The sequence below is a fragment of the Mycetocola sp. Y444 genome (assembly GCF_059445295.1).
The window spans coordinates 750,390-766,978 of sequence record NZ_JCAIUB010000001.1; the positions used below are offsets into that span (position 1 = coordinate 750,390).

Consider the following 16,589-nt stretch of genomic DNA (forward strand, 5'->3'; position numbering starts at 1 on the left):
AGTGTTTCTTTTTTATTCAGCACGGCCCAGGTGGGTGAGTATCCGCGCGACGACCTCCGATCGGGCGGTGTCCGACTCCAGCTGTTCGAGGCCGAATCCGAACAGCAGCGAGTCGGACGTGGCTGTCGAGCTGATGAACGGACCCTCTCCCGTATACCGTTCGAACTGACCGCTGTTGTCGGGACTCCCCTCCGGGGCGGCGAGGACACTCCAGGGTGAGACGTCCTCCTCTTCGAAGCCTTCCGGTTCCGTCGCCTCGCCGTTCAGCACGAACTTCGTGTCGTCCACCATGAGCCCCGTGTCGCCAGTGAAGCCGTCGGTGACGTAGCTGATCACGACCTCGACGTCCTGCCCCGCGTATGCGCTGAGGTCGAAGGACACCGGAATCCAGCCGCCGGACGAACCCGTGAAGGCGTTCCATTCGCCGGTGGTTCCGGTCGGCTCGCACGGGTCCCCAACAGTGAGGTAGTGCTCCAGCTGCGGGTGTTCTTCGACGTAGAACTCCGCCTCGCACTCCGCCGGAACATCGGTGGTGGTGGCGCCGCCCAGATCGGGAAGCGTCGTCCAGTCCTCAGTGCCTGCCGGTCGAGCCTCGACGATGACGTTGTCGTAGCCGAACTCCGTCGCGTACGAGAACTGCGCGTCGAAGGTCGCTGTTTCACCGACCCCCAGTTCCGGCACTGAGAATGTCCGGCTCAGTCGCTGATAGCCGTCATCGATGTGCGCGGCGAACATGGACCAGAGTCCTTCGATGGGGATGAACGGCCCCGATGGGTTCTGGTACTGCGCGACCGCCCAGCTCTCGAACTGCGGGAACTGCTCAACGGGGAGCACGTCGCTCGTCACGGTGAACGCGCCGGCCTCATCGACCGGATTGTCCTCCGTCGCCGGTCCCCCGAAGAGTGCCTCGATCCCATCGAGCGGTTCAGCCGTCCCCGTCACGCCGTCGGCTCCGACGGGAGTGCGGTTGTACGCTCCCAGCCAATACTGGGTGAAGTCGTCGGCCAGCAGCAGGCAATCCGAGTATGGGTCCGACGTGACGACGCAATCCTGATCCGGCGCACCGTCCAGACCGTAGTAAATCCCACCCAGCGCTCCGCCGAACTGCCCGTAGTAGGCGGCCGTCTCACCCGCCAGAGCGAGCTTGCCCCCTTCGTTGAGGTAGTCCCGCACAGCGAGTGTCAGGTATTGCTGCCGCTCCGCCACGGAGGCGTCCTCGAGGTCTCCGAAGTACGTCTGGGTTATCGCGTCCTCCGGGTCCTGGGTGAGCCGGTTGTCGCCGAGGTACCAGAACACCGCGTCGTAGTGGCTCAGCACACCGAGGTCGTGCGGCACGCCGTTCGCGTCGACGTCCCATACATCCGGCGTGACGCCGTTCGCCTCGAATGCCGCGACATGTGCGTCGAGGTATTTCGGGCCGGCACCGCTTGGAGTGGCTTCGGGGTTCACACCGGTGTAGTCCTCGTTGGCGATGATCAGCACCGAATTGCCAGTGTCGTGCGCCACCTGGTAGGTGAAGTGCTCACTGCTGATCTTCTTCAGCGCGCGGTTCTTGATGATGTCGCGCGCCGACGGCAGCCCCGAGAACCAGACCTCGACGCTGTCGCCCGCCTTCGCGCCCTTCACGGTTCCGCGATACTCGCCGTAGTAGTCGACGTTCTCGTCGCCGTACCGCTCGCCGCCCTTCCACTCCTTCACCGGCGAGATCCGCAGGGGTCCGCCGTTTATGCGGTAGGTCATCACCTTCGCGAGCAAGTCCCGTTTTGCCCAGACGGCCACGGTCTGCGGGTCGCCGTAAGAGACCGAGAAGCTGTCGACGCGGAAGTCCTCAGCATCACGGCCTACAACCGAGACGGGGTCGTTCGGGTCCTTGGCAGATTCCGCCACGGCCAGTGCGAAGGGGATATTCTTCTCGAATTCGGCCTGGATGAGCCCCTCGTCGTCGGGGAAGTTGAAGCCGCTCTCGCAGTCTTCGGAGTTCCACTCGTCATCGTCATACAAGTCGGATACGGACTCACAAGTGCCCATCTCGGGTGTGAAGCCGAGAACTCCGTACGCCTCCTGGGCGTGCGAATCGGTATCGCCGTTGGTCGTGTACAGCTCCGCGGAGATGTCGGGGTCGTAGCCGGCGATCGCGGGCGTCGCGTCGTCGCCCACCATCGCTTCGTAGATCACGTCATCCGGCGACGGCGTCGAGACCTGCCAGCCGATACCGTGCAGCAGCAGCTCCGCGGCCGAGTGGTAATTCACGAGGAACTGCGGTGTGACCTTCGCGAACAGCGCGTCGAGCGCCTGCGTCTCGGGTTCCGATGCGGGCGCGGTCCCACGGTAGGTCTCGCTTGCCGGGTCGGGTGAGGAGCCCTCGTTGTCGTAACCCCAGCGGGTGGGGTAGTTGCGGTTGAGGTCCACCCCATCGCCGACCGTGATCTGGCCGTCTCCGTTGTTATCGCGAAGGTTCTTGCGCCAGAGTCGCTGGCCCTCGGTGAAGGTGAAGTCGTAGCCGTCGGGGTTGGCGACAGGCACGAACCACAGCTCTGTGTCGTCGACGATGCCCTTGATGCGCGGGTCGCTCCCGTAGGAATCGACATAGTAGTTGAGCAATCGCCGGACCATCTCGGGCGTGATCCATTCGCGCGCGTGCTGCGCGCCGACGTACACCGTGGCGGGGCGCTTGCCGTCCTTGGTCTTCGCGACGTTCTTCGTGAGGCGCACCGCGCCGATGTCCTGGCCGTTCACGGTCTGCCCGATCACACGGAACTCGGCAATCTTCGGGTTGGCTGCCGCCAGTGTCATGAGCTCCTCGAGGATGCCGCCCTCGCCGCTGTAGGTGCGGAACACGCCGTCGGCTGCATCCAAGGACCGACGCTTCGCCGACGGCGTCTTCACCTCGAGCGTCGTGCCTCCCTCGGCAAGCTGCGCGGCCTGATCGCCGCTCAGGATGACCTGCACGTCCACTTGGCCGGGTGCCGCGCCGTTGGGCGTCGTCACCAGCTCCTGACGGTCGACACCCAGCTCGACGATGGCGGCCAGATCCTCGACGCTCACCGTGCCGGTGTACACCGCCATGCGGTCCTGGTCTGCCTGCGGAGGCGGAGGGCTCGCCATGCTTGGCGTGGAGACGAGCATCGTGACGATCAATGCGGCGCTGGTGGCGACGGCAAGCTTGCGGAACATGCGCACTCCTTTGTGGCGCGGTGCCGGGGTTCCGGGGTCTTCGAGCGGTCCTTCCCGGGGGGTGGCGTAGCGCGAGTGATCCTCATCTTGTGCCCTCCGACGCGTGCTCGTCAAGGGAGGTGTCAACTCGATCGAGTCGAAGACGGCGTGCGTCTCTTCCATCAGCGCCGGCTCCACCGATCGGCTCCCCAACACGTGATCACCACCGCGGAACACAGATTCGCGGTGAAGGACGTATGGTCGCTGGAGGAGTAACGAAGGACGACTCGTTCACGCGCACTGACGACGACAAGGCTGAGAACGACTTTGCCTTGCGCGCCAAGTATGGGCGCGGGGCGCTGTCAGCGCGACCACCGATCGACGTTCATCTGAATACCGCTGACACGAAGGAGTGATCATGCACAACAGAATTCTCGGACAGGGCCTGGAAGTATCCGCCATCGGTTTCGGAGCGATGGGGATGTCGCAGAGCTACGGCCCCAATCCTGGCGACCGCGACGACATGATCGACGTTCTCCGTTACGCCGTCGAGCACGGAGTCACGTTCATCGACACTGCAGAGGTCTACGGCCCGTACGACAACGAGGAGCTCGTTGGCGAAGCAATCGCGCCGATCCGCGATCGCGTCACCATCGCCACCAAGTTTGGGTTCAACCTGGTCGACGGTCGCTCACAGGGCGTGGACTCAAGACCGGAAAACATTCGTCGTGCCGCCGAAGGGTCTCTGAAGCGGCTCGGCGTCGATTCCCTCGATCTGCTCTACCAGCACCGCGTTGATCCGAACGTGCCCATCGAAGACGTCGCCGGCACGGTCGGCGAACTTATCCGAGAGGGTAAGGTCAAGCACTTTGGGCTTTCGGAAGCCAGCGCTGCAACGATTCGCCGCGCCCACGCCGTGACCCCGGTCACCGCGGTGCAGAGCGAGTACTCCCTGTGGACGCGCGACCCTGAGCCGGAGGTCCTGCCCGTCTGCAGCGAGCTCGGCATCGGATTCGTCCCGTTCAGTCCGCTTGGGAAGGGGTTCCTTACCGGAACGGTTGCAGCGGATGCCACGTTCGCCGCTGACGAGATCCGCGCCCGGGTGCCGCGATTCGAGGCCGAGAACCTGCGTGCAAATCAGTCCATCGTCGATCATGTTCGCGAGCTGGCCGTGAACCGAGACGCGACACCAGCCCAGGTCGCCTTGGCCTGGCTGTTGGCGCAGCATCCGTTCATCGTTCCCATCCCTGGCACGCGGCGACGCGAGCGTCTCGACGAGAATGCCGGAGCGACATCGGTTGCGTTGTCAGCTGACGATCTTGCCGACCTCAACCGGCTTGTGGATCGGATCGGCGTCGCCGGCAACCGGTACGACGACGCCGGCATGGCTGCCGTCGGTCTTTGAGCTGACCCACCCAGCACTGGCCGGTCCCGCTGATGCATGATGAGCTGGCCGCTGCGGGCTTCGAGATAGTCGAGCCACATACACGAGCCGATCCTGGCCAGCGTCCGCATGCCGCGATCATCGCACGCCGCCGCTGTTAGCTTTCCTTAATGCGGGGTGGGGTAACACCGGCCGGCTCGCGTGTGGGTTGCTCCGGAGGTTCACGGACCGTGTCTTTGCGGTCGCCGCGGGGGCTCGCTTCGCGATCTAAACCGGGCCTGGCCCAGCACCCCGCCGGTGTCTTGCAGACTGGGGCCGGATAATTGTGGGGTGACTTCTTCCGGAACCAGCCCGCTTGCCGCCGACCAGCGCTGTCCCTGCCTGAGCGGCGACACCTACGGCGCGTGCTGCGGCCGGTACCACTCCGGCACCGCCGCCGCGCCAACAGCCGAGGCACTGATGCGGTCCCGGTTCTCGGCCTTCGCGGTTGGCGACGCCGACTACTTGCGCGCGACATGGCATCCGTCGACCCGCCCCGCCGAACTCGAACTCGATGCCGGCCTGACCTGGTATCGGCTCGACATTCTGGACCGTCGTCGGGGCGGGCCCCTCGACGCGGAAGGTACCGTCGAATTCCGGGCCTTCTGCAAGGGAGAAGACGGCCGGAGCGAGCAACACGAGGTGAGTCGCTTCGTCAGGGACAACCGGCGCTGGTTCTACGTGGACGCCGTCAACTGATCCGGATTCAGCTCCTCGGCACGACGGTCAGCACCCGGGTGATGAACTCGTAAAAGTCGTGCATCCATTCGGTCAGGAACTGGGTGGTGCCATCGTTGGTGATTGAACCGTCCTCAGCGATGAGCCCCGGCGTGATCTGGAGGTAGGCCTCTGGCGCGTTCATCTGCGGCGAATTGCAGAAGCTGAGCACGCTGCGGAGATGCTGCTGCGCCACGGCGGTTCCGATCGCGCCGATCGAACCGCCGATCACCGCTGAGGGCTTGTGCGTGAACGAGTTGTCACCCCACGGACGGCTCGCCCAGTCGATCGCATTCTTGAGCGCACCGGGAATCGACCGGTTGTACTCGGGAGTGACGAAGAGCACAGCATCGACACTCGCGATGGCGGCTTTGAAGTCGAGCGCCACCTGCGGGTAATCCGCATCGTGGTCATAGCTGTACAGGGGCAGATTTCCGATCGGGATCTCCCGCATCTCAAGCTCGGGGGGAGCGAGGGCGACAAGCGCACCGGCGAGTTTCCTGTTGATGGACGCCGTCGCCAGACTTCCGATCAGATAGCCCACTGAATAGGGCGGTTCGTGCTCGTGGATCGTGGCCATGATTAAACTCTTTCCCGGGGATTCTCTGGCGCGTGTCTCACGGCACCCGCCCGGACCCCCTCAGGCTATGACCGCGCCGGTGGGCTGTCCAGAGTCCCTTCGCCGTCCTGTCCCTGGTCGGGCCCAGCGCCCGTGGTATCGGGATTGTGCCGTTCACGGGCGGCGCGCCGGCGCCGACGGAACTCGGTCACCAGTCGCGGAGTCGGTACGCGGGCCTCGGTGGGGAGCGTCCAGCCAAATCGCCTGGCGAGGAGGGAGAGCACGGCTCCGCTGGTGAGCGCAACCGCGGAACCGAGGGTCGGCATGCCGAGCTTCGAGAGCACGACCATCTCAACGCTCGATACAAGTGCGCTCGTCGCATACAGGGTGTTCCCGCCGAAGATCCGAGGGATGCGGAGCAGCAGGATGTCGCGAACGGCACCGCCGCCGACCGCTGTGATGATGCCCATCACGACGGCGGGCAGCCAGCCGAGACCCGCGTCGAGCGTTTTTTGGGCGCCCGCGGCGGCCCAGAATCCGACAGCAAGTGCATCGACGAGGACAAGCGTGCGATTGGACCATTGTCCGCGGAAGGGGACGAAGAAGGCGATGACGGCACCGGCGATGGCGATCACCAGGTAGGCGGGATCAGTGAGGGCTACCGGCGGTCCCTGCTGCAGCAGCGTGTCGCGAATGATTCCGCCGCCGAGCCCGCTCATCACAGCGAGGATCACGAAGCCGACGATGTCGAGCCTGGCCGATCGTGCGGCAATCCCACCGAGGATCGCGTTGGCGAGCACGCCGCCCAGATCGACGAACCGCATAATCTCGTTGACGGTCTCAGTCGTCGTGTCCATGCCATCCTTCCGGCCAAGCCGCAACCCGCTCTCCTGATCCGGCTCGTTCAAGCGTAGCCGAGCACGGGTGGGGGATACTTGCCTGATGCGCGCCGTGTACTACGACTCCTTTCTTGGCGAACCGACGGTCGAGGAGGTGTCGGACCCGGTGCCGACCCCTGACGGCGCTGTCATTGCCGTTGAGGCGACAGGGCTCTGCCGGAGCGACATCCACGCGTGGGAAGGACACGACGGCGGCGTCTCGCTTCCTCATGTGCCCGGTCACGAGTTCGTCGGCAGGATCGTGAGCGTCGGCAATTCCGTCTCGCGGTTCAGGCCGGGCCAGCGCGTCACTGTTCCGTTCGTCTGCGCGTGCGGCGCCTGCGCGGAATGCCGTGCCGGCCATGCGCAGGTGTGCCGGAATCAGACCCAGCCGGGATTCACGCACTGGGGCTCGTATGCCGAACTCGTCGCCATCACGTCGGCTGACGTCAACCTGATCGAGGTCCCCGAGACACTCGACGCCGGTGCTGCTGCGATTCTGGGCTGCCGTTTCGCGACATCGTATCGCGCCCTCGCGACGCAGGCCTCCGTGCGTGAGGGCGAGTGGGTCGTTGTCGTCGGTTGCGGCGGGGTCGGTCTGAGCGCCGTCATGATCGGCGCCGCCCTGGGAGCTCGGGTGGTGGCCGTCGACGTCTCCGGTGCGGCTCTCGATGTCGCGGAGGCAGCGGGCGCCGAACACACGGTGAACAGTGCCGGACTCAGCGACGCGGAGGTGATTGCGCGAGTGAAGGAGTTGACGGGTGACGGCGCGCAGGTGTCGCTCGAGGCCATCGGCCGCGAACTCACGACGGGCATCGCGATCCGGTCGCTCGCGCGGCGCGGTCGACACGTGCAGGTGGGGCTCTTCGCACAGCCACCCCGAATCCCGATGGCCGACGTGATCGCCGGTGAGCTCACGATCATGGGCAGCCACGGGATGAGCGCGGCGGAGTATCCCGGGATGCTGGACCTGGTCGCGTCAGGTCGGCTCCGACCACAGGACCTCGTCACGCGGACCATCGGCTTCGACGAGGCGCCTGCGGCGATGCTCGCGATGAGTCATGGGCAGAGTCCCGCCGGTGTGACGATCATCCGGCCTGACGCCCGATGAGTGCGGAGTCCGGCGCGGTAAAAGCCGCGGAACAGCGGCTGGCCGGGATGTCGCGTGACCGCAAGATCGCGAGCCTGTTCATGTTGCACCTGCCCGGAACGGACGAGGGCGCACTGCGCTCGTTCGTCGCCGACACCCAGCCGGGCGGCATGATCTTCATGCCGGACAATATTGGAGCGAGCCTGACGGACGTTGCGTCACTCGCCCGGGCGGCGCGAGAGGACGAGGACTTTCCCCCGATCATCGGCATCGACCAGGAGGGTGGACGGGTTCGGCGCATCGCCAACGACCGCTTCGCCTCGGCGGTCACTCTCAGGCACCGCGATGCGGGGGAGTCGAGGGAGGCGTTCGCCGGCCGTTCAGCGCTGCTCGCCGAAGCCGGTATCTCCGTCAACTTCGGCGTCGTGGCTGATGTCACCGGCGAGCCCGGGTCGTTCATGTATGACAGGGTGCTCGGAACCACCGCCACTGAGGCCGCCGAGCGCGTGAGCGCGGCGGTCACGGGGGAGAGCGGGCGAGTGTTCTCCACCCTCAAGCATTTCCCCGGCCACGGCAGAACGCCGGGCGACTCCCACTCCTCGATCCCCGAGACCGCGGTCGATCTCGCGACCTGGGAGGAGACGGATGCCGTTCCGTTCCGGTCCGGCGTCTGCGCGGGTGCGGAATTCGTCATGATGGGTCACCTCAGGTATTCGACGGTGGATGACCAGCCCGCCACGCTGTCCCGCACGTGGCACTCGATACTCCGGGACAGGCTGGGCTTCGAGGGGGTCATCATCACCGACGACATGCTCATGCTGAGGGACAGCGGAGTGCCGGAGTACCGAGACGCCGCCGAGAACGCCGTTCGTGCCCTCGCTGCCGGGGCGACGATGCTGCTCTATGTGCTTCGCGGTGACCATGAACAAGTCGGTATCGACGCCGCGCGCCTGGTGCGGGTGGTCAGCGCCGCCGTGGACGCCGGAAGACTCGAGATGGAGCACATCGATGCTGCGGCGTTGAAACTTCTCACGCTGCGGGCTCGGCTCGCGACGGCTGGCGATATCAGCTAAGCCAGGGCGCGTTTCACTCGGCGCCGACGATCTCCTCACGGATCCGACGCAGGTCCTCCATCAGCGAACCGAACAGCATCCAGTGTTCAGGTTCGGGGCGGCTGATACGAAGCGGCGCTGTCAATGCGGGGACCTCGTCCACCGACGGTTCGGCATCCGGCGCTTCGGCGGTTCGCGTGAGCAGTCGGAGATCGTGTGCTGCCCTGCGGAGTTGGATGGCGATTGACTGCAATGACGGCTCTTCGACGAGAGACGCGTCATAGTGATCGTGGAACGCCCGCGTCATCCCGATCACTCGCGTCACGATCGGCGAGAGCCTGTCAAGAAGGCGATGGATATCTTCGAGGCGGGTGCGGTGAGCAGTTTGCCGCGGGTTGAGCGTGAGCGACTCTTCACCCTGGCGAACGGATGCCTCCGCGGATTCCCGCATCGGACGCAGGAGCCTGGCCTGGATCATGAGCGAGTCGAGTTGCTGCTGCGTCTGCGGCGTGCCGAGCGCTGCGGCGAGGCGCTCGAGACTCGACGCCAGTTCACCGGCGAGTAGTGTCACATCCCGCTCGGCTGGCGCGAGTACAACGGGAGGAACGATGAGGACGTTGATGATGACGCCGAGCGCTGCGCCAATGAGCGTTTCGATGATCCGGTCGATGGCATACCCCGGAGTGGCGGCGCCGATCGCGAGGACAAGCATTGCGCTGATTGGAATCTGGTTCGCCGAGCCCGGGGTGAGGCGGAAGACCCAGCCGAAGAAGATGGAAACCACGATCGCGATGAGGATCACCCAGTTCTGGCCGCTGAAGAGCAGGCCGATGAGCGAGGCGATGATGACGCCGGCGATCACGCCGACGCTCCGCTCAATCGCTTTACCGAATGACTGGTTGACGCTCGGCTGTACGACGAGCAATGCGGCAATCGCCGCGAAGATCGGCAGTTCGGACGGCAGAACCAGGATGGCCACGAACCACGCGGCCACCGTTGCCACCGAAGTCTTCACGACCTGCAGCAGCGGAACCCGGCTCGCGGTGCGCAATCGGCTCGAGGAGAGAGCCGCCGGCAGTCGGAAGAAACGCATCAGTGTGCACCGCTGGTCTCGAGCGAGACCACTTTCAGCTCGATCGGTTTGCCCCGGAAGCGTCCGTATTGCTCGAACGCCGTAGTCATGCCGCGTTCCTGGGTCGGCGACAGCTGTCGGAAGAGCTGCGCGGTGACATCGATTTCCTTCGCTTTGTCGCGACGCAGCCAGGTGCCGACGACGTGACCGTTGACGACAACAGTGGCCTTGAAAACACCGTTGTTGCCGGGGACGATGAGCGCGGAATAGCGCGCATCAAGGACGGCGGAGCGATCGGTATAGCCGAGCAGGAGCTCGTCGAAGCCAGGGAGCACGCGCACCGACCGCTCCGCCGGTGCGCTGTGTTCCATGACCTCGGGCGCCATGAAATAGTCTGTGTCGTCGACATCGAGGACGCTGAGCTGGTCGGTGATGGCTGCCGCGGCTGCGCGCGCGTCCGCCAGCGTCAGCCGGGCCCACCAGGCGAAATCGGCGACCGTCGCCGGTCCGTGCGACCGGAAGTAACGGAGAGCCACGGTGGCGAGTGCCTCATCACGGTCCGGCAGCGCTGCGGTCATCGGTGCCCAATCGTCGAGCAGGACGAACGCCTGTTCCTTACCGAGGAACGGGCCGAGACAGAGCAATCCGGACTGAGCGAGCATGAACGCGAGGTGGCTGCCGCGCTGGCCAGCGGTCGACTGGCCGGCAGCCTCGAAAGCGGCAAAGAGTTCTGTGCGGGAAAGCCGCCCAGACCCGGTGGACAGCGCGGCCTCTGCAGCCCTGGCGGCATCCGTGATGTCGATGGCATCGATGCCGAGTTCGCGGTGGCGGGCACGGAGTGAGGTCACGAGCCGGTCACGGGACAGGGGGAGGAGCATCCGGAGGGTGCCAGGGGTGAGTGCGTGAAGGGTTCCGCGCATGGGCCAGCTCCGGATGATGGCCCCCGTGTCAAAGGCATCCCGCACATCCGCCTCCGTGCTGCCGGCGGTGCGAAGGCCGATCGCCCAGAGGGTGCCAGGCAGATCCTGCCCCTGCATCGCCGTCATGGCCTCGACAGCGGCAGCTGGTTTCCGTTCGGGTGCGGCGAGGATCTCCTGGGCACGCAGCCGCAGCGGCGCGATATCCGACTGCTTCCACGAACGTCCCATACTCCGATTCTCGCCCACCCGGGCGCTACCCAGGCACAGGTCGTGCCCGGACACGGCCACGCTGTCGGTCGACTGGGTGACAATGGGATCATGTGCGGACGATTTGCGATGAACAAAGACACCGATGATCTCATTCGGGAGTTCATGACAACGACGGGCAGGCCCGCGCCCGAGTGGCGCCCCTCCTGGAACGTCGCTCCCACCGACTCGGTTCCCGTCGTCCGTGAGCGGAGTGGGGAGAGAGAACTCGACCTCGTCAGGTGGGGAATCGTCTCGCCGTCGTCTCCCACTTTTGGGGGCGGAAAGCCGATCATCAACGCTCGCATCGAAACGGTCGCCACCAATGGTCTGTTCAAGGGCGCGTTCGCGGCTCACCGATGCATCGTGCCGGCATCCGGTTACTACGAATGGCAGCTTCAGAACGGTGGCAAGCAGCCGTACTTCATCTCGGGCGAGAAATCCGACCTTGCGATGGCCGGCATCATCCGGGCATGGCCCGATCGGTCGAAAGACCAGGGCGACCCCGATTACTGGCGGTTGTCGATGGCGATCATTACCCGGGACGCGCACGTCGCTCCGGGTGAGGTGCACGATCGTATGCCCGCGTGCCTGACGCCCGACCGGTTCGACGCCTGGCTCGGCAGCGAACTCGCGCCGGGCGAGCTGCTCACGCTTCTCGACGAATCATCGTTCGACGTGGCGCACGAGCTGGGGTACCACCCGGTCTCGAAGGCCGTCAACAGTGTCAGGAACGACGGTCCCGAACTGGTCGAACCCATCGAACTGGATTCCGTCGAACTCTAGTCTCGCCGAACGGAGAGTGCCGGAGGGCTGCGCTGGCTAGGCCAGCCCGCGTTCCTCGAGCTGCCCGAGAAGCCCCGCGCCATCCGGTGCGTACACCCAGGGGGCACGCGACTCATGTTCCTCTGGCTTGGAACGACCACCGGCGAGAACAGCCTGGCTTGGTGACAGCTGACGGATGGCGACGGCAGTGACGTTCTCCGGGTGCTCAGTGGAGAACTCGCCGTAGATAACTTCGTCGTGCTGTCCGTCGTCTCCGACGAGGAGCCACCTGATGTCGGGGAATTCATCGGCGAGCCGGCGGAGATTGTCCGCCTTATGGGCCCGCCCGCTCCTGAAGATGCGGTCGGCCGTCGGACCCCAGTCCGTGAGGAGCAATGCTCCGGTCGGGTACAGGTGCCTGGTGAGGAAGCGGGAGAGTGTGGGAGCCACGTTCCACGCGCCGGTCGACAGGTAGATGATGGGGGCGCCCTCGTGGTCGCGCAACAGGCGCTCGAGGAAGACGGCCATTCCGGGAACGGGAGTACGCGCGTGCTCGTCGAGGACGAACGTGTTCCAGGCCGCGACGAAGGGGCGGGGGAGTGCCGTGACCATGACCGTATCGTCGATGTCGGAGATGACCCCGAATCGGATAGTCGGCGCCACCACAAACACGTTTTCGATAACCGGCCGGGAGTCCTCTGTCTGCAACGTGATCTGCTGCCACCCTGGTTCAAGCTCGACGGGGATCCTCGCGTCGACGACGCCGCCCCTGTCTGCCTGCACGACGTGTGTCTGGTCGCCGACGGTAACAGTGACCTGTGCAGCCACCACCGGAATACTCGTGAAGCTCCGCCAGCCACGAACACGCTGTGCGGGTGCTGCGGTCTGGGCAAGCTCAGGCTTGGTCAGCAGAACGCGCGCGAGAACACGGACCCAGGTGGTTGAGCCGTAGCCGGTGTATGGGATCACGGTGGCCTGCAGCCCATTCCGGCGGCCCCTGCGGGCACGCCAGTCCAGGAATGCGTCGTCAATTCGCGCTGCCCGGTGCAGCCTCAGAGCCGACATTGGGGTGGCCCTGCCGGGCTGTTCGAGTGAGTGCACCCGATCAGTCTGGCATGTCCGGTGACGATCGTTGGTGCGCATGTCGGTTCAGTCGCTTTCGCGCGTTGCGGGGTCGCCGTCACCCGGGCGGCTCATGTGGCGTTCCTCCGAGCGTTTCAGGAGGCGCTTGACGATGTATGCGACAACCAGGAACGCGGCGATGATCGCCACGAAGATGTAGCCGGCGTAGTGCAGCTGGTCGGCGAGCTGTCTGTAGGTGCCGGCCGCCGCCGAGCCGACCGACACGTATGCGATCGACCACACCAGGCAGGCGGGAATGGTCCAGCTGATGAATCGGCGATACGACATGGCACTCATCCCGACCGTGAGGGGGATGAGCGAGTGCAGCACGGGAAGAAAGCGTGAAATAAAGACGGCGATGCCCCCTCGCCTGTCGAGGTAATTCTCCGCCCGGACCCACTGGCGATCGCCGATCTTCCTGCCGAGACGGCTCGCCCGGATTCGGGGTCCGAAGAAGCGTCCGAGCGCGAAGCCGATGGACTCCCCGATGATGGAGCCGATCAGTACCGCGGCGATCAGTCCAACGAACTGAGCAGGGCTCGCCACCCCTGTGCTCGCCACAATGACGACGGTGTCGCCGGGAACAATGAGACCGACGAGAACACTGGTTTCGAGCATGATCGCGGTGCCCGCGAGAACCGTCCGAAGGACAGGGTCAACGCTTTGCACGAGGTCGAGCAGCCAGGTGAGGAACTCATTCACGATGCTGAGCCTATGGGACCTAGATGAGTACCAGCAGCACGGTCGGAATTACGAGAAGGGCGATGGCTCCGGTGAGGACGCAGACCCGCGCGCCGAGCCGCAGCGGCGGCTGCGGGTGCACGAGCCTCGCGACCCGCGGGCCGATCAGGCCAGGTTCGATCTCGCCGCGATTCGCCCAGGCGAGTTCGGGAGCGAGGGGATCGCTCACCGCCCCTGACCCAACGAGCGCGATGGCGGTGGCAAGTGTGCGGTCGTCCGTGGCCCTGCGGGCCTGGTCGTCGGCGAGCATTTCAATGAGAAGTGCGACGGCGTTCTCCGCACGATTGGCGATGGGGAACCATGGGAGTGCGCTGTGCCACGACTTGAAGGCGATGAGGACCAGGTGGTGCTGCTGCGCGAGGTGAGCTCGTTCGTGCGCGATGACAGCCCGCAGCTGGTCGTGATCCAGCAGGGCGAGCAGGCCCTCGGACAGTACGGTGACGGAGCTGCTTGTCCCGGCCAGGCAGTACGCAACGGGAGAGGGGTGGTCGATCACCCGGGTGCCGGGGTTTCCCTCCAGAGGTGCGCTCAGCAGGTTCACGAGCGAGAGGTGGCGCTTGCGCTGGCGCTCGCTCCTCACCGTGGTGAGCACGAGGCTCAGGAGCAGGTGCCCGGTGAGGAGAACGGCGAGGCACAGGGCGAACATCTGGGGGAGCGTCGCACCTGTCGGCAGGGTCCCGGCGAACAGATGGTTGATGAGGCGGATGCCGCCATCGATGAGATTGTCGCCGAACGGGATGAGACCGTACGTGACCAGCGACCCGATCATGGACAGGCCTCCGGCGAGGGCGATGGATTGCCAGAGCACGAGGGCGGTGCCGGGGGCGCGGGCAGTCCACCGCGCCCGTGAGAGCGCCAGGGGTACCGGCCACGCGAGAGTGAGGGCCAGTGCGGCGAGCACGACGGAGGCGGTGAGCATCACGTCGACCGAGTTTAGTGTCAGGACGTGCGAGCCCCACCGAGAAGCGCGCGCAGCGTCTCGGCCTCTTCCGGGGTGACCTGGCCGACGAAGCGTGCGAGGGCGGCTTCGCGGTCGTTGGCCGTGCCGAGCACCTCGTGCATGAGGTCGGCGGTGTGCTCAGCCCTCGACGTGACCGATCGATAGAGGTGAGGTCGGGTCGAACGGTCGCGCTCGACGAACCCCTTGTTCTCAAGTCGTGACAGCACGGTCAGTACCGTCGTCACCGCGACTTCCCGTGCGCCTGTCCCGGAGTCGAGGCTGTCGCGGAGGTCGTTCGCGCTGAGTGAGCCGTTTGTGCTCCACAGCACATCCATCACCGATCGTTCGAGTTCACCCAGGGTTGCCATTGCTCAAGAATACCCCAGTTCGCGCGAATTTCTACATTTCGTAGAAAAGAGTTCTACAGGTCGTAGAAATGGGTCTAGGCTCAGACCGAAAGCTTTTCTACGCGGTGTAGAAAACTCTGTGGAGGTGACGTGAACGACCTGCTCGATCCGCTGCTACTGTCGCGCTGGCAGTTCGGACTCACGACGATCTACCATTTCCTCTTCGTGCCGCTCACGATCGGGATGGCACTGACGGTCGCGATCTTCCAGACAGCGTGGGTGCGAACCGGCAAGGTGCACTACCTCCAGCTCACCCAGTTCTTCGGCAAGATCTTCCTCATCAACTTCGCCATGGGCGTCGTGACAGGAATCGTTCAGGAGTTCCAGTTCGGCATGAACTGGTCCGACTACTCACGCTTCGTCGGAGACGTCTTCGGCGCACCACTCGCGTTTGAGGGACTCCTCGCGTTCTTCCTCGAGGCCACGTTCATCGGCCTGTGGATTTTCGGCTGGGACAAACTGCCGGCCAAGCTGCACCTCGCAACCATCTGGCTGGTGTCGATCGCCAGCATCCTCTCGGCGTACTTCATCATCGCCGCCAACGCGTTCATGCAGAACCCTGTCGCGTTCACGATCAACGAGGAAAAGGGCAGGGCGGAGCTCACCAGTATCTGGGAGCTGCTCACCAACCCGGTCGCTCTCGCGGCGTTCCCGCACACGATCTTTGCCTGCTTCATGGTCTCGGCCGGCCTCATCATCACGGTTGCGGCCTGGCACCTCTCCAAGAACCAGCACCTGGAAACCATGCGGCCGGCGCTCAAGTTCGGTCTCTGGGGAATGGTCGTCTCCGGTGCACTCACCACTCTCGCGGGAGACCAGCTCAGCCTCGCCATGGTCGCGACCCAGCCGATGAAAATGGCAGCAGCCGAAGCGATGTACGAGACCTCGACCGGCGCCGACGCGTCGTTCTCCATCTTCACGCTCGGCACACCCGACGGCGTACACGAGCTCTTCTCCATCCGGATCCCATACCTGCTGTCGTTCCTGTCGACCCACACGTTCGACGGCACCGTCGAGGGCATCAACAACCTTCAGGAGCAGTACCAGACCCTGTACGGACCCGGCGACTACGCGCCGATCATCTGGGTCACCTACTGGTCGTTCCGCTGGATGATCGGCATGGGCATCCTGCACGTCATCGTCGCGGTCGTCGGTCTGTGGCTGACCCGCAAGGGGCGGATGCCAACCAACAAGTGGGTCTGGAAGGCCGCGGTCTGGTCGTTCCCGCTGTCACTCGGCGCGATGATTGTCGGCTGGGTCTTTACGGAGATGGGACGGCAGCCCTGGCTCGTGTTCGGGTTGCTGGAGACCGCCGACGGCGTCTCTCCCGGGGTGACCGGTATCGAGGTGCTCATCTCGCTCGTTGCTTTCACTCTCGTCTACGGTTCGCTCGCCGTCGTCGAGTTCCGGCTGATCAAGAAGACCGCCCAGGAGGGCCCCGCGGCCATCGGCGAGTCAGAGGAAGAACCCGGAAAACCACTCATCCACACCACGGTCTACTAGG

At 65.0% G+C, this 16,589-nt stretch carries 16 protein-coding genes; 7 read left to right on the forward strand and 9 right to left on the reverse strand.

Translation table 11 applies throughout. The features are described 5' to 3' along the window. Positions 1-12: 12 nt before the first annotated feature. The gene (locus AC1C2M_RS03595; RefSeq protein WP_495434111.1) at positions 13-3,174 is read right to left on the reverse strand and encodes a M14 family metallopeptidase; all 3,162 of its coding nucleotides are present in this window, start codon (positions 3,172-3,174) and stop codon (positions 13-15) included. Between the two features lie 236 nt (positions 3,175-3,410). Here AC1C2M_RS03595 and AC1C2M_RS03600 point away from each other — a divergent pair, with 236 nt between their 5' ends. The 3 genes from AC1C2M_RS03600 (at position 3,411) to AC1C2M_RS03610 (ending at position 5,275) form a co-directional block, all read left to right on the forward strand. Continuing rightward, positions 3,411-3,569, forward strand: a complete 159-nt coding sequence (locus AC1C2M_RS03600) for a hypothetical protein (RefSeq protein ID WP_483404337.1) — start codon at positions 3,411-3,413, stop codon at positions 3,567-3,569. A 2-nt stretch (positions 3,570-3,571) separates the two neighbouring features. Continuing rightward, on the forward strand, positions 3,572-4,558 hold the full coding sequence (locus AC1C2M_RS03605) for an aldo/keto reductase (RefSeq protein WP_495434110.1): 987 nt from the start codon (positions 3,572-3,574) through the stop codon (positions 4,556-4,558). Between the two features lie 309 nt (positions 4,559-4,867). Continuing rightward, positions 4,868-5,275 (forward strand): YchJ family protein, encoded by a 408-nt coding sequence (locus AC1C2M_RS03610; protein WP_495435298.1) that lies wholly within the window; start codon positions 4,868-4,870, stop codon positions 5,273-5,275. 7 nt (positions 5,276-5,282) lie between these two features. Here the strand turns inward: AC1C2M_RS03610 and AC1C2M_RS03615 are convergent, their stop codons facing one another. Both AC1C2M_RS03615 and AC1C2M_RS03620 read right to left on the reverse strand, forming a co-directional pair. Next, positions 5,283-5,873 (reverse strand): NADPH-dependent FMN reductase, encoded by a 591-nt coding sequence (locus tag AC1C2M_RS03615; protein WP_495435300.1) that lies wholly within the window; start codon positions 5,871-5,873, stop codon positions 5,283-5,285. Positions 5,874-5,938: 65 nt separating this feature from the next. Continuing rightward, a complete protein-coding gene (locus AC1C2M_RS03620) occupies positions 5,939-6,709 on the reverse strand; it encodes a trimeric intracellular cation channel family protein (protein WP_483404333.1) in 771 nt (256 codons plus the stop codon). Between the two features lie 85 nt (positions 6,710-6,794). On the opposite strand from AC1C2M_RS03620, the gene AC1C2M_RS03625 reads away from it, so the two are divergent. Both AC1C2M_RS03625 and AC1C2M_RS03630 read left to right on the forward strand, forming a co-directional pair. After that, entirely contained in the window at positions 6,795-7,841 is a 1,047-nt protein-coding gene (locus AC1C2M_RS03625) for a zinc-binding dehydrogenase (RefSeq protein WP_495435301.1), read from the forward strand. Then, on the forward strand, positions 7,838-8,893 hold the full coding sequence (locus tag AC1C2M_RS03630) for a glycoside hydrolase family 3 N-terminal domain-containing protein (protein ID WP_495435303.1): 1,056 nt from the start codon (positions 7,838-7,840) through the stop codon (positions 8,891-8,893). The genes AC1C2M_RS03625 and AC1C2M_RS03630 overlap by 4 nt, the downstream gene beginning before the upstream one ends. A 13-nt stretch (positions 8,894-8,906) precedes the next feature. On the opposite strand, the gene AC1C2M_RS03635 is transcribed toward AC1C2M_RS03630, so the two are convergent. Both AC1C2M_RS03635 and AC1C2M_RS03640 read right to left on the reverse strand, forming a co-directional pair. Continuing rightward, positions 8,907-9,965: an FUSC family protein gene (locus AC1C2M_RS03635; protein ID WP_495435305.1), complete on the reverse strand. Its 1,059-nt coding sequence runs from the start codon at positions 9,963-9,965 to the stop codon at positions 8,907-8,909. Then, a complete protein-coding gene (locus AC1C2M_RS03640) occupies positions 9,965-11,092 on the reverse strand; it encodes a winged helix DNA-binding domain-containing protein (protein ID WP_495435306.1) in 1,128 nt (375 codons plus the stop codon). The genes AC1C2M_RS03635 and AC1C2M_RS03640 overlap by 1 nt, the downstream gene beginning before the upstream one ends. A 90-nt stretch (positions 11,093-11,182) precedes the next feature. Here AC1C2M_RS03640 and AC1C2M_RS03645 point away from each other — a divergent pair, with 90 nt between their 5' ends. Continuing rightward, positions 11,183-11,896 (forward strand): SOS response-associated peptidase, encoded by a 714-nt coding sequence (locus tag AC1C2M_RS03645; RefSeq protein WP_495434103.1) that lies wholly within the window; start codon positions 11,183-11,185, stop codon positions 11,894-11,896. A 36-nt stretch (positions 11,897-11,932) separates the two neighbouring features. Here the strand turns inward: AC1C2M_RS03645 and AC1C2M_RS03650 are convergent, their stop codons facing one another. From AC1C2M_RS03650 to AC1C2M_RS03665, 4 genes are all read right to left on the reverse strand, one after another. Continuing rightward, complete coding sequence (locus AC1C2M_RS03650; protein WP_495435688.1) at positions 11,933-12,940, reverse strand: App1 family protein phosphatidate phosphatase; 1,008 nt, start codon at positions 12,938-12,940, stop codon at positions 11,933-11,935. 84 nt (positions 12,941-13,024) lie between these two features. After that, on the reverse strand, positions 13,025-13,699 hold the full coding sequence (locus AC1C2M_RS03655; RefSeq protein WP_483404327.1) for a DedA family protein: 675 nt from the start codon (positions 13,697-13,699) through the stop codon (positions 13,025-13,027). 19 nt (positions 13,700-13,718) lie between these two features. Continuing rightward, complete coding sequence (locus AC1C2M_RS03660) at positions 13,719-14,657, reverse strand: M56 family metallopeptidase (RefSeq protein ID WP_495435689.1); 939 nt, start codon at positions 14,655-14,657, stop codon at positions 13,719-13,721. A 20-nt stretch (positions 14,658-14,677) separates the two neighbouring features. Continuing rightward, positions 14,678-15,046 (reverse strand): BlaI/MecI/CopY family transcriptional regulator, encoded by a 369-nt coding sequence (locus tag AC1C2M_RS03665; protein ID WP_495435307.1) that lies wholly within the window; start codon positions 15,044-15,046, stop codon positions 14,678-14,680. 129 nt (positions 15,047-15,175) lie between these two features. Here AC1C2M_RS03665 and AC1C2M_RS03670 point away from each other — a divergent pair, with 129 nt between their 5' ends. Continuing rightward, a complete protein-coding gene (locus tag AC1C2M_RS03670) occupies positions 15,176-16,588 on the forward strand; it encodes a cytochrome ubiquinol oxidase subunit I (RefSeq protein ID WP_483404325.1) in 1,413 nt (470 codons plus the stop codon). Position 16,589: the final 1 nt, after the last annotated feature.

What these genes read in the sequence shown, in the direction of transcription:
- AC1C2M_RS03595 (WP_495434111.1), bottom strand. Translation starts at nt 3,174, where the DNA reads ATGTTCCGCAAGCTTGCCGTCGCCACCAGCGCCGCATTGATCGTCACG.
- AC1C2M_RS03600 (WP_483404337.1), top strand. Translation starts at nt 3,411, where the DNA reads ATGGTCGCTGGAGGAGTAACGAAGGACGACTCGTTCACGCGCACTGAC.
- AC1C2M_RS03605 (WP_495434110.1), top strand. Translation starts at nt 3,572, where the DNA reads ATGCACAACAGAATTCTCGGACAGGGCCTGGAAGTATCCGCCATCGGT.
- AC1C2M_RS03615 (WP_495435300.1), bottom strand. Translation starts at nt 5,873, where the DNA reads ATGGCCACGATCCACGAGCACGAACCGCCCTATTCAGTGGGCTATCTG.
- AC1C2M_RS03620 (WP_483404333.1), bottom strand. Translation starts at nt 6,709, where the DNA reads ATGGACACGACGACTGAGACCGTCAACGAGATTATGCGGTTCGTCGAT.
- AC1C2M_RS03625 (WP_495435301.1), top strand. Translation starts at nt 6,795, where the DNA reads ATGCGCGCCGTGTACTACGACTCCTTTCTTGGCGAACCGACGGTCGAG.
- AC1C2M_RS03630 (WP_495435303.1), top strand. Translation starts at nt 7,838, where the DNA reads ATGAGTGCGGAGTCCGGCGCGGTAAAAGCCGCGGAACAGCGGCTGGCC.
- AC1C2M_RS03635 (WP_495435305.1), bottom strand. Translation starts at nt 9,965, where the DNA reads ATGCGTTTCTTCCGACTGCCGGCGGCTCTCTCCTCGAGCCGATTGCGC.
- AC1C2M_RS03640 (WP_495435306.1), bottom strand. Translation starts at nt 11,092, where the DNA reads ATGGGACGTTCGTGGAAGCAGTCGGATATCGCGCCGCTGCGGCTGCGT.
- AC1C2M_RS03645 (WP_495434103.1), top strand. Translation starts at nt 11,183, where the DNA reads ATGTGCGGACGATTTGCGATGAACAAAGACACCGATGATCTCATTCGG.
- AC1C2M_RS03650 (WP_495435688.1), bottom strand. Translation starts at nt 12,940, where the DNA reads ATGTCGGCTCTGAGGCTGCACCGGGCAGCGCGAATTGACGACGCATTC.
- AC1C2M_RS03660 (WP_495435689.1), bottom strand. Translation starts at nt 14,657, where the DNA reads ATGCTCACCGCCTCCGTCGTGCTCGCCGCACTGGCCCTCACTCTCGCG.
- AC1C2M_RS03665 (WP_495435307.1), bottom strand. Translation starts at nt 15,046, where the DNA reads ATGGCAACCCTGGGTGAACTCGAACGATCGGTGATGGATGTGCTGTGG.